Origin of the sequence: Novosphingobium sp., assembly GCF_032093395.1 — a bacterium.
Taxonomy (GTDB): Bacteria; Pseudomonadota; Alphaproteobacteria; order Sphingomonadales; family Sphingomonadaceae; genus Novosphingobium.
Window position 1 is genome coordinate 1 of the sequence record NZ_DAMDBA010000097.1, and the last position, 17375, is coordinate 17375.

At 60.3% G+C, this 17375-nt stretch carries 13 protein-coding genes and 2 pseudogenes; 7 read left to right on the top strand and 8 right to left on the bottom strand.

Annotated elements, in window-relative coordinates:
* Positions 1 to 198 (bottom strand): annotated as a pseudogene (locus tag RT424_RS21470) (oxidoreductase); the annotation flags it as partial.
* 581 nt (positions 199 to 779) lie between these two features.
* Positions 780 to 3677 carry a DUF4982 domain-containing protein gene (locus RT424_RS21475; RefSeq protein ID WP_313442390.1) on the bottom strand — a complete coding sequence of 966 codons (2898 nt, stop codon included), beginning with the start codon at positions 3675 to 3677 and terminating at the stop codon, positions 780 to 782.
* A gap of 591 nt (positions 3678 to 4268) precedes the next feature.
* Between RT424_RS21475 and RT424_RS21480 the strand changes: the two genes are divergently transcribed.
* The 3 genes and pseudogenes from RT424_RS21480 to RT424_RS21490 all read left to right on the top strand — a co-directional run bounded on the left by RT424_RS21480 (position 4269) and on the right by RT424_RS21490 (position 8288).
* The gene (locus tag RT424_RS21480) at positions 4269 to 4610 is read left to right on the top strand and encodes a hypothetical protein (protein ID WP_313442392.1); all 342 of its coding nucleotides are present in this window, start codon (positions 4269 to 4271) and stop codon (positions 4608 to 4610) included.
* A gap of 210 nt (positions 4611 to 4820) precedes the next feature.
* Positions 4821 to 7460, top strand: a complete 2640-nt coding sequence (locus RT424_RS21485; protein ID WP_313442394.1) for a glycoside hydrolase family 3 C-terminal domain-containing protein — start codon at positions 4821 to 4823, stop codon at positions 7458 to 7460.
* Positions 7461 to 7531: 71 nt separating this feature from the next.
* A pseudogene (locus tag RT424_RS21490) lies at positions 7532 to 8288 on the top strand (IS5 family transposase).
* 23 nt (positions 8289 to 8311) lie between these two features.
* Here the strand turns inward: RT424_RS21490 and RT424_RS21495 are convergent.
* The 5 genes from RT424_RS21495 to RT424_RS21515 all read right to left on the bottom strand — a co-directional run bounded on the left by RT424_RS21495 (position 8312) and on the right by RT424_RS21515 (position 10133).
* The gene (locus RT424_RS21495) at positions 8312 to 8767 is read right to left on the bottom strand and encodes a hypothetical protein (RefSeq protein WP_313442396.1); all 456 of its coding nucleotides are present in this window, start codon (positions 8765 to 8767) and stop codon (positions 8312 to 8314) included.
* A gap of 56 nt (positions 8768 to 8823) precedes the next feature.
* Positions 8824 to 9048 carry a hypothetical protein gene (locus RT424_RS21500; RefSeq protein ID WP_313442398.1) on the bottom strand — a complete coding sequence of 75 codons (225 nt, stop codon included), beginning with the start codon at positions 9046 to 9048 and terminating at the stop codon, positions 8824 to 8826.
* The gene (locus RT424_RS21505) at positions 9045 to 9269 is read right to left on the bottom strand and encodes a hypothetical protein (RefSeq protein ID WP_313442400.1); all 225 of its coding nucleotides are present in this window, start codon (positions 9267 to 9269) and stop codon (positions 9045 to 9047) included. Before RT424_RS21505 ends, RT424_RS21500 begins: the two co-directional genes overlap by 4 nt.
* A gap of 416 nt (positions 9270 to 9685) precedes the next feature.
* The gene (locus RT424_RS21510; RefSeq protein WP_313442403.1) at positions 9686 to 9859 is read right to left on the bottom strand and encodes a hypothetical protein; all 174 of its coding nucleotides are present in this window, start codon (positions 9857 to 9859) and stop codon (positions 9686 to 9688) included.
* Between the two features lie 67 nt (positions 9860 to 9926).
* Positions 9927 to 10133 carry a cold-shock protein gene (locus RT424_RS21515; protein WP_036526131.1) on the bottom strand — a complete coding sequence of 69 codons (207 nt, stop codon included), beginning with the start codon at positions 10131 to 10133 and terminating at the stop codon, positions 9927 to 9929.
* 257 nt (positions 10134 to 10390) lie between these two features.
* Here RT424_RS21515 and RT424_RS21520 point away from each other — a divergent pair, with 257 nt between their 5' ends.
* Positions 10391 to 10822, top strand: a complete 432-nt coding sequence (locus tag RT424_RS21520) for an acyl-CoA thioesterase (RefSeq protein WP_409521564.1) — start codon at positions 10391 to 10393, stop codon at positions 10820 to 10822.
* A gap of 187 nt (positions 10823 to 11009) precedes the next feature.
* Here the strand turns inward: RT424_RS21520 and RT424_RS21530 are convergent, their stop codons facing one another.
* The gene (locus RT424_RS21530; RefSeq protein WP_313442407.1) at positions 11010 to 13079 is read right to left on the bottom strand and encodes a TonB-dependent receptor; all 2070 of its coding nucleotides are present in this window, start codon (positions 13077 to 13079) and stop codon (positions 11010 to 11012) included.
* Positions 13080 to 13181: 102 nt separating this feature from the next.
* On the opposite strand from RT424_RS21530, the gene RT424_RS21535 reads away from it, so the two are divergent.
* From RT424_RS21535 to RT424_RS21545, 3 genes are all read left to right on the top strand, one after another.
* On the top strand, positions 13182 to 13772 hold the full coding sequence (locus tag RT424_RS21535; protein ID WP_313442409.1) for a homogentisate 1,2-dioxygenase: 591 nt from the start codon (positions 13182 to 13184) through the stop codon (positions 13770 to 13772).
* 7 nt (positions 13773 to 13779) lie between these two features.
* Positions 13780 to 14733, top strand: coding sequence for a cytochrome c peroxidase (locus RT424_RS21540; RefSeq protein WP_313442411.1), 954 nt, complete (start codon positions 13780 to 13782; stop codon positions 14731 to 14733).
* Between the two features lie 205 nt (positions 14734 to 14938).
* Entirely contained in the window at positions 14939 to 17290 is a 2352-nt protein-coding gene (locus RT424_RS21545) for an arylsulfatase (RefSeq protein ID WP_313442413.1), read from the top strand.
* Positions 17291 to 17375 lie beyond the last annotated feature (85 nt).

Sequence of the window (17375 nt, forward strand, 5' to 3'; positions counted from 1 at the left end):
GATCACCTCGACATGGTTCGCGTCCGACTTGTGCAGGCGCACGACGTGATGCTCGCCATGGCCATGGGTCTTGAACCACGCCAGCCCGTCCTGCGACGCCACTTCCACAAGGCCCCAGTCCTCGGCGTAGAACTTGCGCTCGGCGTCGAAATCCTCAACCCCATACCCGACATAGCGGATCTCGGTCACTCGGCTCATTCAATCGGCTCCTCGATCTCGCTGCCCGGCAAGAACGCAGGGCAGCGCAATTCGACCCATTCGTTCGGAAGGGAACAACCGCGTCACGATCCGCCGCCGTAGCTCGCCCCCGAGTTAAAATCATAATGCGTATTCTATGATTGATGGCTGCATTATGCAAGGGCGTGAGGGATTACCTAACCCTTGGGACGAACTGGATCTATCCAGGTGACATCACACAACGGTCGCTTTCGCGAGTATCAATCATTCGCCTGCAGAGTCATGAAAGACTTCCGTCGTTCAGCAGCGCGACTAGGGCGTAAACTCATAAACCGCACCATCGAGGTTTGAGGCAAAATGGCTCAGCGCAAGAAGGCAGGGCGAAGGAATACGTCCGTATTTCAAGTTCTGCCGACGCAGCGCTGGGCCATTTTGGTCAAACGCAGTTCACCATTCGGGCGCCTCGATGGTGCGGTTTATGAGTTTACGCCCTAGCAGCTCGGTCGCCTGTGCGCCCTCCTTGCCTTCGTCGCAGCACTCAGGCTTCCTATCGTCCGCAATCGATTATCTGGGAGCGCCAGGAGCCGAGTTGGCGAAAAACATCAACTCGCAGGGCCATGAAACTCGACCTCAACGATGCCGAGATGCCATCCAGGAGGAACTGAATCAGCGCCAGTATCACCGGCTTGGCCTGCGGCCAGTTCCACGACGTTGCCAAAGGCATCCTTGTCCTGCACTGGGCCGGTCTGGCGGATCCGCAGCGTCTGGCCGGTCGTGGCGGTAAAGCGCAAGGTGGTGTAGCCTAGCTGCCGCTCCGTCTCGCCGCGCCAGATGGTGTGGCCGTCCATAGTCAGTTCGAGCGGATAAGCCCTTGAGCGCCAGCCGACCAGCTTGAGGTCGATTTCGCTAAGAAGCACCGGGGCGGCGAAACGATACTCGATCCAGCCATTTTCCGGCTTACCGTCGCTCGCCCAATGGGTGAGCTCATTGTCGTCGACGGTGGCGCCGACATCGGCCTGCGCCGAGGCAGCGCGAATACCCTGCGCGATGAAGGTGGAACGGTGCGGTGTGAAGCTGGGGAGGGCAGGCGTCGGGCCGCGTACTAGGCTGCTTGGCTGGAAGGCATCGGCGAAGTCGGTCGACAGACCCCCTTTGGCGACGGCGGGCAATTCGGTCGCGATCGACAGGTTGGCGGCTTCCAAGCCCGGTGCGGTTGCGGTGAGCGATACGGTGCCCGCCTCGGTTCCCGCGCGGATCAGGACGCGGTTGACCCCGCCCTCCAATGGCAGGTCGGGCGAGAGGATATAATTATCCTCCTCGCGGGCGGTGCCGGCATAAGATGTGGTGCCGTCTACACCATGCGCTTTAGCCGCCACCGCTTCGCCGACGGTCTGGCCGGCGCGGGCCTTGCCCTGGCTGTCGCCTTGGGCAATCCCGCCGCGCCAGAGCGCGGGCCCCTTAAGATCGAAATGCACCTTGCTGGCATCGACTGGCACGCGGCGCCCCTGCGCATCGACCGCCTCGACATCGATCAGCGCGATATCGGCGCCGTCCATGACGAAGCCACGCGGCGAGACATGGGGGGTGAGTTTCAGCGCGACTGCCGGACCGGTGGTGGTGAGGCTGTATTCCGACGTATTGCCATCCGCGTGGATAGCGACGGCGCGCAGCGTGCCGGGGGCGAAGGCGATTTTCTTCCAGCTGAAGAGGAAGCCGTCGCTGCGCTGCCCCTTGCCGAGCGAGCGGCCGTCGAGGAACAGTTCAACGCTCTGCCCATTTGAGACGACGCTCATGTCCTTGACCGTGCCGGGGGCATAGTTCCAGGGACCGATGATGTGGGTGGCGGGGGTAACGCTGTCGACCCAGTCGTTCCACATCACCTGATGCGCAAAAAAGCCCTGTTTGGGGATGCGCACGGCATCGACCTCGCCCGACCGGCGGTAATTGTTGTCGCCGCGATAATGGGTGTTGCTGTCCGACCAGATGATGTTTACGCCGCCCGGACTGACACGGGTGCCGGTGCCAGGCCGCATGACATAATAGTCGTTCCAGCGCTTCACATCCTCGATGGCATGGCTGTCCTGGTTGCGATTGTAGTCGGGCGCATCTCTGTGGAAGGGCGGGGTGAAGTTATCCTGATAGGCGCGTGCCGCTTCGTCGCGGCTATATTCCATCGACCACATCGGATGTTTGGCGCTCTTGTTGATATAGAGCATCTCTCCGCCATATTCGGCTTGCCTGCTGTCGAGCATTTCGCGCGATCCGATGGCGCGGCCGCCATGGGGATCGTAAAGGTCGCGGATCGCCTTCATCTCCGCCATATGCGTTTCGCTGATATTTTCGTTTCCGCTTTCGTAGAAGAGGATCGAGGGATTGTTGCGATTATAGATGATCGCGTTGCGCATCACCTCCTTGCGCTGGTCCCAGCGGCGGCCGGTTGCGTCGCTTTCGGCGTCGCCCGCCGGCATTGCCTGCATCAGGCCGACGCGGTCGGCGGATTCGATATCCTGTTTCGAAGGGGTGACGTGCATCCAGCGGACAAGATTGCCTCCGCTCTCCACCATCAACGCGTTGGAGAAGTCGCTGATCCACGGTGGGATGGAGGTGCCGACGGCGGGCCATTCGTTGGAGGTGCGCTGAGCATAGCCATGGACCATGATGGTCCGGCCATTGAGGTCGATCTTGCCGTCGCCGAAGCGAGTCTGGCGGAAGCCGGTCTTCGTGTCGACGCTGTCGATGACCTCGCCCTTGTCCATCAGGCTGGTCGTCACGGTGTAAAGATAGCCATAGCCCCAGCTCCAATAATGGAGATCGGCGACCGGCGCGGCGGCGGCGAGGGTGACGGTATCGCCAGATGCGATCGAGGTGGTGGCGCTGTCGAACCGGGCAATGCGTCGGCCGGCGAGATCGCGGATCTCGACGCGGAGCGACAGGGCGCGGGCGGCGGCGCTGTCGTTGCGGACCTGGCTTTCTGCGTGGATAGTCGCGCGGCGACCGGCAATGTCGAAGCCATCAGCCCAGACATATTGGCCGGTCGTACCCAGCGTCGAATAGAGGGGCAGCGTCTGATAGACTTGCCCCGTCAGATGCAGCCGGACATTCTTGGTAATGCCGCCGTAATTGACGTTGAAATTGTCATTATTCCACTGGAAACCGCTGCCGGTGGCACGTTCCTTGTACTTCCAGTCATTGTCGACACGCACGGCGATAACATTATTGCCTGGCGTGAGCGCGGCGGTGATGTCGGCGCCAAAGGCCATTACACCATGTTCGGAGAGGGCGACCGAGCGGCCATTGACCCATATTTCAGCGGCCTGGCGCACGCCCTCAAATTCCATGAAGACCTTACCCCGCACGGCATCGGCGGGAAGGCTGATATGCTTGCGATACCAGATGATCCCGGTAGACAGCCCTTTGATGTCTCGGCCAAAAGCCTGTGTTTCATTAAAGGCGTTGGGCAGTGTCACGCTCTGCCAGCTCTTGTCATCATGCTCAGGCATCTTGGCGCCTGGCTGATCGACGGTGGTCATTAGCCAACCGGGATTAAGATTATAGGTTTGGCGTGGCGAGGAGATAACGATGGAGGCATCATGGGCGGCGGCAGACGGCGAAAGCTGGAGCGGTACGAGCGCCAGCAGGGCCAAACCGCTTCGTGATTGCCGCGTCCGTGCGCCGACAGCTGATTTTCGCTTCATGCCTGATGCTTTCCCGGTGTTTGGTGAAGGATCGTGCGGAACAGCTGCCGATTGGTCAATTAAAATTCCATAAAATGGACGTAAGGTCCACATATCGGCGAAAGTGCACCGCAATCCTTCGGCAACCGCGCTTGATTGAAGAACATCCGGCGCGAGCTGAATAGTCAGCCCTGTCGTGATTCAGGCGTCCTTCGGAATGGAGGGTGCATGGCGCGGCGGCAATATGAACTGACGGATCAGGAATGGCTCATCATCGAGCCGTTGAGACCGCTCCAATGCGGTAGACACTTGACAAAAACTGTACAGGAATAATAAATCTAATACGAATCTTGCTCAAAGCAAGAGATCCAGGGAGACACTATGCGATCGATTTCGCGATTACCGAGTGCGGTTGCAGTGTCTGCCATAAGCTTTGAAGGGCATGTAGCGGCTGCTCAGACGACGCTAGCCCTGCAGTCTGCTGCGCCAACCGGCACCTCAGGCTTCGTCGCGGAAGATCCGCAAATGCAACAATCGAGTTTTGAAAGAGGCGACATCGGCGTTACCGGCAAAAGCGTGCGTAAAACCTGCGAGCTGTGCCAGTCAATCACAGTTGCCAGCAACGAGCACATTCTCACTTCATTTTGCCGGTGGTCGAATCGGTCTTCGTCATTAGTTGACAAAATTGAATTGACGGTCTTCGTCAAAAACGTCTTTAAGGATCATGAGTCTGCGCTGCTCCTTAACTCGTCGCTTTAGCAGTGACGGCCACGACGTCAGCACTTGTTTGACGACCGCGCAGGTTTTGAACGAAAACAGTTTCCGCGTTGTTAGGCATAAACTCAAATCCGCTTCTGAACAATTTGAGCCGCGAGTGCCATCCCTCATTACATAGACGAGACGGCGCTCTTATTATCGTGAACTGCACAGATCATCACGCTGCAAAAAGCATAACCTTTGAGGATTGCTATGAAAACAGTGAGTATGGGCTTGGTTTCAGGCCTGGCAATAATTTGGGCTTCCTCTGCCGCCGCGCAGACCTCCAAGGATCAAGCAGAGCGTCAACCGGAAGAGCTCGTTGCCAAGATGACGACAGCCGAAAAACTCTCGCAGCTGACGAATGCAAGCCCAGCCATCGAACGACTGGAGATACCCGCATACAGTTACTGGACAGAAGCTCTCCACGGACTGATGACCGAAGATGTAGAGACGACCAATTTCCCAGCACCGATTGGGCTTGCGGCCACGTTCGATACCGATGTCCTGAAAAATACTGCAGACGCGATTGCGGCAGAAGTACGCGCAAACAGAGATAGTAAGCGCGGCACGCCGAAGGAGGGCGCGATCGGCAACGGCCTGTCCGTATGGTCGCCGAACGTGAACATTTTCCGTGATCCCCGATGGGGGCGGGGACAGGAAACCTATGGTGAAGATCCCTACCTTACCGGAAAGCTTGCAGTGGCATTCATCGAGGGGGCCAGGGGGCCGGACGCCGATCACCCTCGGGTTATAGCAACGCCAAAGCACTTTGCCGTTCATAGTGGCCCGGAAGCAACCCGGCATGAGGACGACGTTAAGGTCAGTCTCCATGATATGGAAGACACTTACCTACCTGCTTTCCGCAAGGCCGTGACCGAAGGAAAGGCGGGATCGGTCATGTGTGCTTACAACAGCGTCAATGGCGCGCCCGCGTGCGCAAACAACGTTCTCCTGCAAGAGCGTTTGCGTGGCGCGTGGGGCTTCAAAGGCTTCGTCGTTTCCGACTGCGGCGCAGTGATCGACATCTTTCAGCCACATCAATACGTAACGTCGCTGGAGAAAGCCACCGGAGCCGCCTTTAGGGCCGGTGTCGACAACGAATGTACGTTCGGTGACCCTTTCCTCGCGAAACGCTACGCCAACGCCTACAAGCAAGGCGAACTGAACGATAAGCTCATCGATACTGCACTCGTCCGCCTGTACACAGCGAGATATCGCCTTGGAGATCTGGGAGCGCCCACTGGGGTTGCCGGGTCGCGGGCATCGGCGCTGCCAAGCCTCGTGGCCGCCCACCGCGATCTCGACCGGCAGATTGCGGCGAAAACGATGGTGCTGTTGAAGAACGATGGCGCATTGCCCCTCGCTACGAACACCAAGCGCATCGCCGTCGTAGGGCCTCTGGCCGATGCGGTGCGGGTGCTCCGAGGCAGCTACTCGTCCGGCATTTCCCCCACGCCGGTGACAGTCCTTGGCGGCTTGCGCGACGCGCTGCCGCATTCTACCATCGACTATGTCCCTGCCGCAGCATTTGCGGGTGATGGTGATGTCGTGCCCATGCAGTACTTGCAGACACCTGACGGCCGACCTGGCCTTCGCCTTGCATATTTCGACGAAGACACCGGCGCGCCCGCGGTAGTCCAGAGTTCCACATCTCCCGTCGCTCCACCGGTGGCGTTCGTTTCCAAACCCTCGCTCGTCATCGACGCGCCGAACGTCGATGCCAATTCGGTGCAGCAAGCTCCGCCCGCAGTCGCTGCGCGGTACAAGGCCGAATGGACTGGCTTCCTCGTGCCGGAAATCACCGGAGACTATCGCGTCGGCCTGCGCGGCATCCACGGCGATCTGGAGATCGACGGCAAGAATGTCGGTCACGTCGGTGGCTTTCCTGCAGGCCTTGGCGAACTGAAGACATTGCACTTGGAGAAAGGACGTCGTTACGCTCTACGCCTTACCGCTCGAACAGGTCCGATTCTGGAAATCCATCTGGTTTGGAAGCGGGTCTCCACCAATGCGTTGCAAGCCGCTCAGGCGGCAGCCAATAACGCTGACGCGGTCGTAGCAGTGGTAGGTCTCACATCGGACTTGGAAGGCGAGGAAGCCAGCCTGGTGGTTCCGGGCTTCGATCGTGGCGATCGCACGTCGCTCGATCTGCCGGCAGATCAGCAGCAACTGCTCGAAGCCGTCAAGGCTACAGGCAAGCCATTGATCGTCGTCGTCATGAGCGGCAGTGCGATCAACCTGTCATGGGCGAAGCAGAACGCCGACGCGATCGTGCAGGCTTGGTACCCCGGTCAGGAAGGGGGCCACGCCGTCGCCGATGTGCTCACCGGGCGAATCAATCCGAGCGGACGGTTGCCACTGACTTTCTACCGCAGTGTCGCCGATCTACCGCCGATGCGGGATTACAGCATGTCGAACAGGACATATCGGTATTTCACCGGAGAGCCCGTGTACCCGTTCGGCTATGGACTGAGCTACACTCGCTTCAGCTACGGACCAGTATCCATTAGGAAAGCGGGTGACAGCTATGTGGTACAGGCGACAGTAACGAACTCCGGAGATCGACCCGGCGAGGAGGTATCGCAACTGTACCTCCGGTTCCCCAAGGCTGATGGCACGCCTAACATTGCCCTGCGGGGATTCACGAAGAATCTCCTCCAGCCGGGTGAGACAATGCTGATCAGCTTTAAGCTGGAACCACGGGATCTCGACGCTGTGACGCCATCGGGGGAACATGTCGTCCATGCCGGTGAATATCGGGTATCGGTTGGTGGCGGGCAGCCGGGCCCCGGCGTTGCGAGCAGTTCCGCAACGATGACCGTACAGCGAGAACAACGCTTGCCGTACTAAGATCAGGACCTATTAAATTGCTTGTGTGATCGGGATAGATTGATTCAATGGCGACGCGAGGAGGCGTCGTCATGAGTGATCTGATCTGGCTTTCGGAGGCGCAGATGCGCCGGATCGAACCGCATTTTCCGCTGTCGCATGGCGTGCCACGGGTAGATGATCGCCGGATCCTCAGCGGCATCATTTTCGTAATCAGGAACGGTTTGCGATGGCCGATGTGCCGGCCGACTATGGTCCGCCGAAGACGATCTACAATCGCTTCATCCGGTGGGGCCGGCTCGGGGTGTTCAACAAGATCTTCTCCGCCCTCTCGGCGCAGGGGGGCAAGCCTGGCCAACTGATGATCGACGCGACGCATCTGAAGGCGCACCGGACCGCAGCCAGCCTGCTCAAAAAGGGGCTGTTCCCAGACGTATCGGACGTACCAAAGGCGGCCCGAATTCGAAGCTCCATGCCGTATGCGATGGCCAGGGCAGACCGCTGGTCATGCTGCTGAGCGAAGGACAGATGAGCGACTACAAAGGCGCGGCCCTGATGCTCGACGCCTTGCCCTGCGCCAAAACCCTGCTTGGCGATCGAGGCTATGACGCCGATTGGTTCCGCAAGGCTCTCGCGCAGCGCATAACCGCCTGCATCCCGTCAAAGAAGAACCGAAAGGTCCCGATCCCGCACGATCCCGTGCTCTATCGCCAGCGCCACAAGATTGAGAATATGTTCGGCAGGCTCAAGGATTGGCGGCGCATACATACTCGCTACGACCGCTGCGCGCACACCTTCATGTCCGCCATCTGCATTGCCGCAACTATCATCTTCTGGACCAATCAATGAGTCCTGATCTTAGTTGGCCGAGGCTACGCGTGAGTGCTGCCGAAACCGGGACGGATGCGATGGGCATTTTCCCCGACCTCAATGGCGCGCTGACCCGTCACCACGTCCACCATGCAGTTGAAAAACTCCAAGGTTTCGTAAGGCGTCGTCAGTGGCAGTTCCACTTTTGCGCCGAGCAAAGCGTTCGCCGCGTCTTCCTCGGTTGCGTCCCGCAGTTGTATCAGCAGAACATCCTTGCGCGCCTTGCAGTCATCAAGCTCGTTGCCGAGCATGTCAGCGACCAGCCTCACGAAGTCCTGCCGCTCAGGCGCTTCCGGATTTATACGCAGGAAATCTTCAATCGAGATGCTCGTGACGGCGCCGCCTGACGAGCGGTTTGCTTCATGCACCACCGTGGTTTTCTCGGGGCCGCTTCCACGGGCCAGATACCATTGGTCGCCGTTGGAGCTGAGAGAAAATTGGAGCATCGGATGGGTCATGGCGAATCAACTCCGCAAGTGCCACGTGAAAGCGCTGCAAAGGGGCTTATTCGTCATTACCTGGGCCCTCGTGCGCGAAAAAAGGGGTAGCGACGGACAATGCCGGCGATCAGCTTTTTCGAGAAAACCCGACGCATCTCCTCGGCCTCTTCCGGCCTGACGCAAACAAGATGAGTGCCGCCGCTCGGGAGAGGCTCGATTGCACTGATTGACACATGGTGCTCGGCGCATTGCCGCTCCACGTCTGCCTGGGGAAGGTCAATGTTGAGCAGACGGCTCATGATGCGACCCCGACATCGCGATCAATCCAAAAATCAAGGTTGTGCGAGCTTCTGACCCAGCCGTCCGCGGCATCTGCTCCAATGCCGGACTGATGGTTGCCAATCCGGTCTGCCGTGACGCTGGCTGCAGCGAGGTGCCGGGTTTTTGCAAGATGCGTTCCGGCAGCGCTTGCGCGCATGAGCGATAGTTGGTGCTGGAAGTACTCGTGATTGAGATCCATGGTAACGCCCCCTTCTTATAAGCGGGAGCACTAAGGTCTCTCAGCCGCCAGCGCTTAGTTTCGATGCCAGCGATTGCAAGCATATAGGAATGGAATTTTATATTTCAATGGCAGGACTCGCACCGCTGTCGCGCGCATCGAAAAATTATACCCCAGTGTTATTTTTATTTTTTACTGCGCTGGCATCATGTCGGCAGGGATATGCGCTTTAATGCGCATTGCCTTGTAAATCTTGCTTATGTCTTGGAGTTGGGCAGCTCCCGAGTCACTCCGTGTCCGCCAGGTACGAGGTTATCTTTTCCATCCTCAACAGGGCGACGGCTGGCGAACTGCAGATGAAATCACCTGATGACTGTGAAAAAGGCCAACTAGAAGCTTAGAGCAGTTGATCCGATGCAATCGGATCGGAAACTGTCCTAAGTGCCAAATTTTTCTTTCCGGGCATCTTCGGTTTTCTGGGCGCGATCAGCCAGTTCCGTCCAGGCCGACACTGCTCTCAGGCATCGGTCACGCACCCGAGGAAGGCTTGCGGCATCGGCCGCAATCATCTGAAGATCGGCTTGCTCGCGATAAAATGCCAGCGACGACATAACTTTTCTCCTGCGTCCGGCGGCCAAGATCGGCGGACCTTGGTAAAGGCCCGCCGCTCCGGCTTGTTCAGGCCGACTGGAGATTGACGGCCGAGGTCTTGCCGCGACGGTCGGTCTCAAGTTCGTAGGACACGCGCTGATCCTTGTTCAGGGTGCGCATGCCGGCGCGTTCGACCGCGCTGATGTGGACGAAGGCATCGTCGCCGCCCGTTTCAGGAGCGATGAAACCGAAGCCCTTGTCGGCGTTGAAGAACTTTACGGTGCCGGTGATCATATAGATGTCCTTTGCCCAATGCAGGATGACGGGCATGCACCAAGGGCGGCGCATCCCGGCTTCGTGAGGCTAGTAAGGGACAAAGGGGAGCCTTGGCGCTCCAATATCCGCCGCAGGCGACGTGTCAGCACGTCTCTTGTACGCGCATCGAGAAAAATAGATAGGCGTATTCGTGATTTCGTCACAAAATGAACGCGGAATGTCATGGTGACGTGTTACATTGCGTCATGAATTCAACGCACATGCATGACTTTCCCTTGACGATCCATATCGATGACATCGACTTCATGGGGCATGTCAATAATTCGATTTATCTGAAATGGGTACAGTTGGCGGTCATAGATCACTGGCAGCGGGTCGCATCTCCGGATGCGATTGCGACATATCTATGGATCGCGCTCAGGCACGAGATCACCTATCGCAAACCGGCAATTCTTAGCGACCGGCTGACAGCCAATGTGGTGCTGCAGCAGGTCCGCCGTGAAAGCGCGTTCTATGAAACCGCGATCCGGCGCGGCAGCGACGTGATTGCAGAGGTGAAATCGCGGTGGTGCTGTATCGATGCGGTATCGCGATGTCCTGTCCGGGTACCTGCCCCCGTCATGGCATGCTTCTTTCCCGAAACGTCCGATGACCGGGCGCCCCTGTACCACGATGAGACGAGACCTAGCCTGTCTTCGTCGGTATAGATGTCGAATCTGGAAAGGGAGACCGGACCGAAGGCCATCGTTAGCGCCGCGTCGGCCGCATCGCGCCCAGATGCTGCCGAAGCTGTCGAAATAATCGTAGATCGGGACATCGGGCGTGGCGAACAGGCGCTGTGGCGTGCCATGAGGCGGTAGAAAAAGGGGCGACCCATAAGCCGCCCCTTTTGGTTCAGTACCTGAAGCCGAAGCTTAGGAAGAAGCTGCGCCCCGGTTCCGGGAAGCCATCGGTGAGAACGTAATAATCGTCGAACAGGTTGCGCACGCCCGCGCCCACCTCGACGCCCTCGCGCAGGACGTAGTTCACGGTGAGATTGGCCTGTGCATAGCTGCCGGTACGATAGTACCGCGTGCCCGCCGTGTTCACCGTCCAGCGGTTCGAGGCGATGTCGGCGTTGGGCAGCACGTGCAGGCCTTCGAGCGGCGACCAGTCGACCCAGAGGAAAGCCTTGTGCGTAGGCACCCCGGTCGGCTGGAACGCGGTGTTGGTCGGATCGTCGAGATCGCGGTGGGTGTAGGTGTAGTTGCCGCCAAGGCTCAGCGTGGGGCTCAGCCGTGCGGTTAACGCGATTTCCCCGCCGTAGTAATTGCCGCTGCCCAGGTTGCGGCTCTGAGTAACCGACTGGCCCTGATAGATCATCGGGAAGGCGACGATCACATTATCGAGATGCGAATAGAACGCGGCTGCCTCGGCATGAAGAGGGCCGAAGTCGCGGGCGCCGCCGATCTCGAAATTGGTCGCCCGCTCGGCCTTGAGGTCCGGATTCGATGTGGCACCGCCGAAACGCGAACTGAAGCGTTCGAAAATGGTAGGGAACCGCGCGCGCGAAGAAATGCTGGCGTGCAGGCTGGTCTGCGCATCGGCGGTCCAGACAAGCTGCGCCTGTCCGTTCAGCGCCTGCCCGTCGTGCAGCGCATATTCGATCAGCGCCCCGCTGGCGTAGTCCTCCGCCCGCGAAAGATCTCGCCAGTCGAAGCTGACGCCGGCGGTGAAGGCCAGAGCCGAAGTCAGGTCAAGCTTGTTCTCGGCGGCGATGCTGTAGGTTTCCTCGACGCTGGTCTGCCTCGGTTCCGTGTCGCCCGAGGGGAAGGCCTGCTGCCATTCGACATGCTTGTCGCGCCGGTAATGCGCGGCAATGCTCAGCCGGTCGATATCGCTGACCGCAACGTCGAGCTGCGCCGATCCGCCCCAGGCGGTGTCGGCATAATAGCTGTTGAACGCGCGTCCCCTGGTCTGGGTGGTCTGGCTGGCATCGTCGAAGGCGCGCAGCAGGTTGTCGAACCCGTTGCGATAGATGCGGGTCTTGAGCGTCGCCCGGTCCCCCAGCGCGGTGGAGGAGAGGAAATAGATGCTGTCGATGTTCCAGTAGGGCCACGACCAGTTGCGCTGCGAGGCAGCCGTGTCGGTCACATGCAGCGGCGCGTTCTTGGAGCCTTCCTGCCGGGTGTAGCTGATCGAATATTCGTCGGTGGCATTGGGGGTGAAGCCCAGCTTGGCGTTCACGCGCCAGTCGGCCGTACGCGAAAAGCCGCGATGGCCGCCATCCTCGGCCGATCCGGCAATCGGATCGTAACCGCCGGGAAGATCCCAGTGATCGGTGAAATTGCGGGTGTAGCTCGCCTGCGCGTACCACATGTCCTGCTTCGTTCCGAGCAGCGCGAAGACGTTGTAACCGGTGTACTCGCCTTTGCGCCCGAGGTTCAGGGTGCCGCGCGCTTCCGCTTCGATCGGCTCGTTGGGCTTGCGGGTGACGAGGTTGATCGCGCCGCCCATGGCCCCCGGCCCATCGAGTACCGAGGCATAGCCCTTGGCCACCTGCACTTGCGCGATGTCTGACGTGAGGAAGCGACCATAATCGAGCCGCCCGTCGGCAGGCAGGTAGACACGAATGCCGTCGATCGAGAGCGGCACCTGATAGCGATCGAAGCCGCGCACGTTGATCAGCCGCTCGTTGCGCGAACCGCCGCTGTTCGACGAGGAAACGCCCGGCATCAGGTTCACCGCATCGTTCAGACTGTTTCGCTGGAACAGAGAGATCGCCTCGGCATCGAGCGTCGAGGAGGTGATCGAGGGGCCGCCCGGGGGCGGTGCAGTGACGATGATCTGGCCGAGCGTGAAAGCATTGCCGCGCTGCGCCTCTTGATCGGCAGGCGCCTCGGACTGGGCAAAGGCGGGACTGGCCCAAAGAGATCCGGAAACAATGCAGGAAAGAGTAACCGCATAAGCGGATGCGAAACGCATGAAAATGCCCCATGTTTTATGCTGTCGCCGTTTGGGCGATTCGCTATATCCATCCGTATATAGTTTTTGTGCGATGCAAAAGTGCAGAGAAATGAGGGCTTCATGGTGGTCGAACGCGAAATGACGGGTTTGAAAGGCGGGCTGGTTCTGGCCGCATTGCTGATGCTGCCGCCGCCCGGCGGCGCGCTGGCGCAGGAGATGATCGACAGGGGCAAAACCGCGCCGGCCATCGTCTCCTCGCCGATTGCCTGCCCGACCACGCCTGCCGCGCTGCCGGGTGAACTTTCCGGCTGGAACCAGCGCGCGCCACTGGCCGCCGCGCATGACGCAGGGTCTGCGGCTCGGCTGTCCCCCGGTACGGGAGTGGACGGTACGCTCAGGCCCACGCCCGAGGTTCGCTATGCCTTGCGACCCGAAAAACCGGGCGGGTCGGTTAGTTTCGGCGGTATCTACGCCTTTACCGTGTCCAAGGCGGGGCGTTACCGCGTGGCGCTCGGCTCGGCGGCATGGATCGACGTGATCAAGGCCAGCGAAACGGCCAAAGGCCTGACCTCGATTGCCCATGGCCATGGGCCGGACTGCTCGGGCATCCGCAAGATGGTCGATTTCGCGCTCGAACCCGGGGACTATCTTTTGCAGATCTCGGCCAACGCAGACGCAAAGCTGCCGCTGCTCGTCACCCGCCTTCCCTGAGGGCACGATGCGCTATGCCCTCGCCGGGTTCCTGCTGATCGTCACTGCCTTTTCAGGGCTTATGGCCGTGTCCCGCTCGGTTCCGAAACTTGACGAGCCAACGAAAGCCGCCCGGATCGAACTGGGCCGACGGCTGTTCTACGACGCCGATCTGTCGATCAACGGCACCATGTCCTGCGCGACGTGCCACGAGCAGCACCATGGTTTTGCCGACGGCAACCGCACCCATCCCGGCGCGCTCGACGATCCGGGACGACGCAATGTGCCCACGCTCGCCAATGTCGGGGAATTCCCGCGCCTGACATGGGCCGACCCGCGCCTCACCAGTCTGGAAGCGCAAGTGGCGGTGCCGGTGTTCGGCGACCACCCGGTGGAAATGGCTATGAAAGGGCACGAGGCGGAAATCGCCCGGCGCCTCACCCGTGATCCCTGTTACCGCACACAGTTCTCGGAAGCTTTTCCCGAGAGCAATGGCGCGATCGACTACCCCAAGGTCGCCAGTGCCCTTGCGGCCTTCGAACGCGCGCTCGTCTCACGCGGCAGTGACTGGGACAGGTCCGCGCACAACGATCGGGCTCAGCTCGGAGCACGAGTTTTCCGGCGCAGTTGCGCAAGCTGCCACAGCGGCGTGAACTTCACCGATGCCCGCTACCATCGTATCGGCCCCGTTCCTCCGCCAAACGCAGCCGATCCGGGGTTGGCGGAGATAACCGGGCGCCCCCGCGATCGCGGCCGCTTTCGCACGCCGAGCTTGCGCAATGTGGCCGTCAGCGCCCCATACCTGCACGACGGCTCCGCTCCGACGTTGGACGCCGCGATTGCAGCCCACACCCGGATCGTTCCGCTCCCGGCGAAGGAGCGCGGCGCGGTAGCCGCGTTTCTCGCCAGTCTGACCGATCATGCATTCCTGACCAATCCGGCGTTCCAGCTACCGCAGACCGCCTGCGGCAATGCGCTGTAGATTATGCAGCCTCCTTCATGACCCAAGCAGGCACGGCTGACGGCGAGGCTCATGCATCTCAACGCATAAGCGAGCCAACTGTCCGGAATCCCTGCTGGGCCGCCTGTTCAGGTCTTTTTCTTAGAACGGCCAGGGCGATCCCCGATATCGGGTAGGCTCGAACACCTTAGGATGGCCGCTCACCTTCCAGGATGTGAGCAACCCGATGCTCGAGATCGATCGTAGCCGCCTTCCGCTTCCCCGGCCGCCGTTTACCGGCAAGATAGGCAAGACCTACCAGGATTCCGAAAGCCAGTGGCCGGAATTGCCCAAGCCGCCAAAGGGTGCGCCCAACGTCCTGCTCATATTGCCAGACGATGTGGGCTTCGGTCAGACGAGTTCCTTTGGTGGGCCGGTGCCGACGCCTGCTCTGGACAAATTGGCGAGTGGTGGGCTGCGCTATACGCGGTTTCACACGACGGCGATCTGCGGTCCCTCGCGCGCAGCGCTGATTACGGGGCGCAACCACCACAATTGCGGCACTGGGTTTCTGTCGGAATGGGCAACGGGCTTTCCGAGCTACAACAATATGATTCCGCAATCGACCTCCACAGTCGGGCGCATCCTAAAGGAAAACGGCTACGCCACCAGCTGGTTCGGCAAGAACCACAATACGCCTGACTGGGAGAGCAGTGTCGCGGGGCCGTTCGACCGTTGGCCCACCGGCATGGGTTTCGACTATTTCTACGGCTTCATCGCCGGGGAGACGCATCAATATTATCCCGTGCTCTTCGAGAACACCGTCGCCGTCGAGCCGGACAGGTCGCCGGAAGAGGGCTATCATTTCCAGACCGACATGACCGACCGGGCGATCAACTGGATCCGCTATTCGAAGTCGGTCGCGCCGGACAAACCCTATTTCTGCTACTTCGCGCCGGGCGCGGCCCACGCGCCGCATCATCCGCCTGCCGAGTGGCGAGACAAGTTCAAGGGCCAGTTCGACAAGGGCTGGGAAAAGGTCCGCGAGGAAACCTATCAGCGGCAGCTCGCCGAGGGGATCATCCCGCCGGACACCGAACTGACGGCCAAGCCGGACTGGGTGCAGGACTGGGAGGGACTCTCGGACGACGAGAAGAAGCTGTTCGCGCGGTTCATGGAGAATTTTGCGGGATACCTCTCCTTCGCCGACCACGAATGCGGCCGGTTGATCGAAGCCGTGCGCGAACTGCCCGATGCAGACAATACGATCATCATCTACATCGTCGGCGACAATGGCGCGAGTTCCGAAGGCGGCATGACCGGCACTGTCAATGAGGTGATGAACGTGAACGGCATCCCCTCGTCGATCGAGGACAATCTGGCCGCCTATGACGAGATCGGTGGCCCGGATACCGAGCCGCATTATCCGCTGGGCTGGGCCTGGAACGGCAACGCGCCGTTCCAGTGGGTGAAGCAGGTCGCCTCGCACTTCGGCGGATCGCGCAATCCCATGGTGATTTCGTGGCCCGACAAGATCAAGGACAAGGGTGGTTTGCGGCCGCAGTTCTGCCATCTGATCGATATCGTGCCGACCTTGCTGGAGGCGGCCGGCATTCCCGCGCCCGACTACGTCAACGGTGTCGAGCAGAAACCGATGGACGGCGTGTCGATCCAATCGACCTTCGCCAGCGCCGATGCCCATGCGGTGCGCGAACGCCAGTATTTCGAGATATTCTCCAACCGGGCGATCTACGACAAGGGCTGGATCGCCTGCGCGCAGCACACCTTCCCCTGGCGTCAGGACTTCGCGCCGGGCCACTGGGAAAACGACGTCTGGGAACTCTACAACATCGACGAGGACTTCAGCGAGGCCAAGAACCTGGCTGCCGAGCACCCGGAAAAAGTCGAGGAACTGAAGCGGATTTTCGACGAGGAAGCGGAGAAATACAACGTCTACCCGCTCGACGATCGCGGCGCGGGCCGTCTGGCGGAACCCAAGCCGTCCCCAGGCGGAGCGGATCCGAACCGTACCGACTTTACCTATTTCGAGGGCGCGGCGCGCCTGCCGGAAACGGCCGCGCCAAACACCAAGAACCGCTCGCACTCGATCAAGGTGGCGGTGGATAACGACACCGGCAAGGCCGAGGGCGTCCTGCTCGCGGCAGGTGGAGGTTCCGCCGGCTATTCCATCTACATTCTGGATGGGAAGCCGGTGTATCATTACAACTTCTTCGAAAAGCACCGGCTGAACGTCGTCTCCAGCAAGCCGCTGCCCAAGGGCAAGTCGACCATCGAACTGGCCTTCGCCTATGACGGTGGCGGGCTGGGCAAGGGCGGCGAGGCGGTGCTGCTGCTGGATGGCGAAGAGGTGGGCCGGGGCCGCATCGAACAGACCGTCGCAGGCCGGTTCGGGATCGATACTTTCGGAGTCGGCGCGGATAGCGGATCGCCGGTGTCGGACGCCTACAAGCCGCCGTTCGCCTTCAGGGGCGGCAAGATCGAGCGCGTGGACATCAAGCTGGCCGCCCGCAATCTCAGCCAGAGCGAGGAAGACGAACTGCACGAACGCTATCTGGCGTTCGCCCAGCATATCGAGTGAGCTTTCGGGAACGCGCAAAGGCAATCATCCCGGCGCCAGGCGGTACATGACTATAGCCCGGCGCACCCGCTCACCGACCGGATCG

Bases quoted from the DNA above. Each gene is read 5' to 3' on its own strand.
- RT424_RS21505 (WP_313442400.1), bottom strand. From the start codon at position 9,269: ATGGATCTCAATCACGAGTACTTCCAGCACCAACTATCGCTCATGCGC.
- RT424_RS21515 (WP_036526131.1), bottom strand. From the start codon at position 10,133: ATGATCACCGGCACCGTAAAGTTCTTCAACGCCGACAAGGGCTTCGGT.
- RT424_RS21540 (WP_313442411.1), top strand. From the start codon at position 13,780: ATGCGCTATGCCCTCGCCGGGTTCCTGCTGATCGTCACTGCCTTTTCA.
- RT424_RS21495 (WP_313442396.1), bottom strand. From the start codon at position 8,767: ATGACCCATCCGATGCTCCAATTTTCTCTCAGCTCCAACGGCGACCAA.
- RT424_RS21500 (WP_313442398.1), bottom strand. From the start codon at position 9,048: ATGAGCCGTCTGCTCAACATTGACCTTCCCCAGGCAGACGTGGAGCGG.
- RT424_RS21545 (WP_313442413.1), top strand. From the start codon at position 14,939: ATGCTCGAGATCGATCGTAGCCGCCTTCCGCTTCCCCGGCCGCCGTTT.
- RT424_RS21510 (WP_313442403.1), bottom strand. From the start codon at position 9,859: ATGTCGTCGCTGGCATTTTATCGCGAGCAAGCCGATCTTCAGATGATT.
- RT424_RS21475 (WP_313442390.1), bottom strand. From the start codon at position 3,677: ATGCCTGAGCATGATGACAAGAGCTGGCAGAGCGTGACACTGCCCAAC.
- RT424_RS21530 (WP_313442407.1), bottom strand. From the start codon at position 13,079: ATGCGTTTCGCATCCGCTTATGCGGTTACTCTTTCCTGCATTGTTTCC.
- RT424_RS21485 (WP_313442394.1), top strand. From the start codon at position 4,821: ATGAAAACAGTGAGTATGGGCTTGGTTTCAGGCCTGGCAATAATTTGG.
- RT424_RS21535 (WP_313442409.1), top strand. From the start codon at position 13,182: ATGGTGGTCGAACGCGAAATGACGGGTTTGAAAGGCGGGCTGGTTCTG.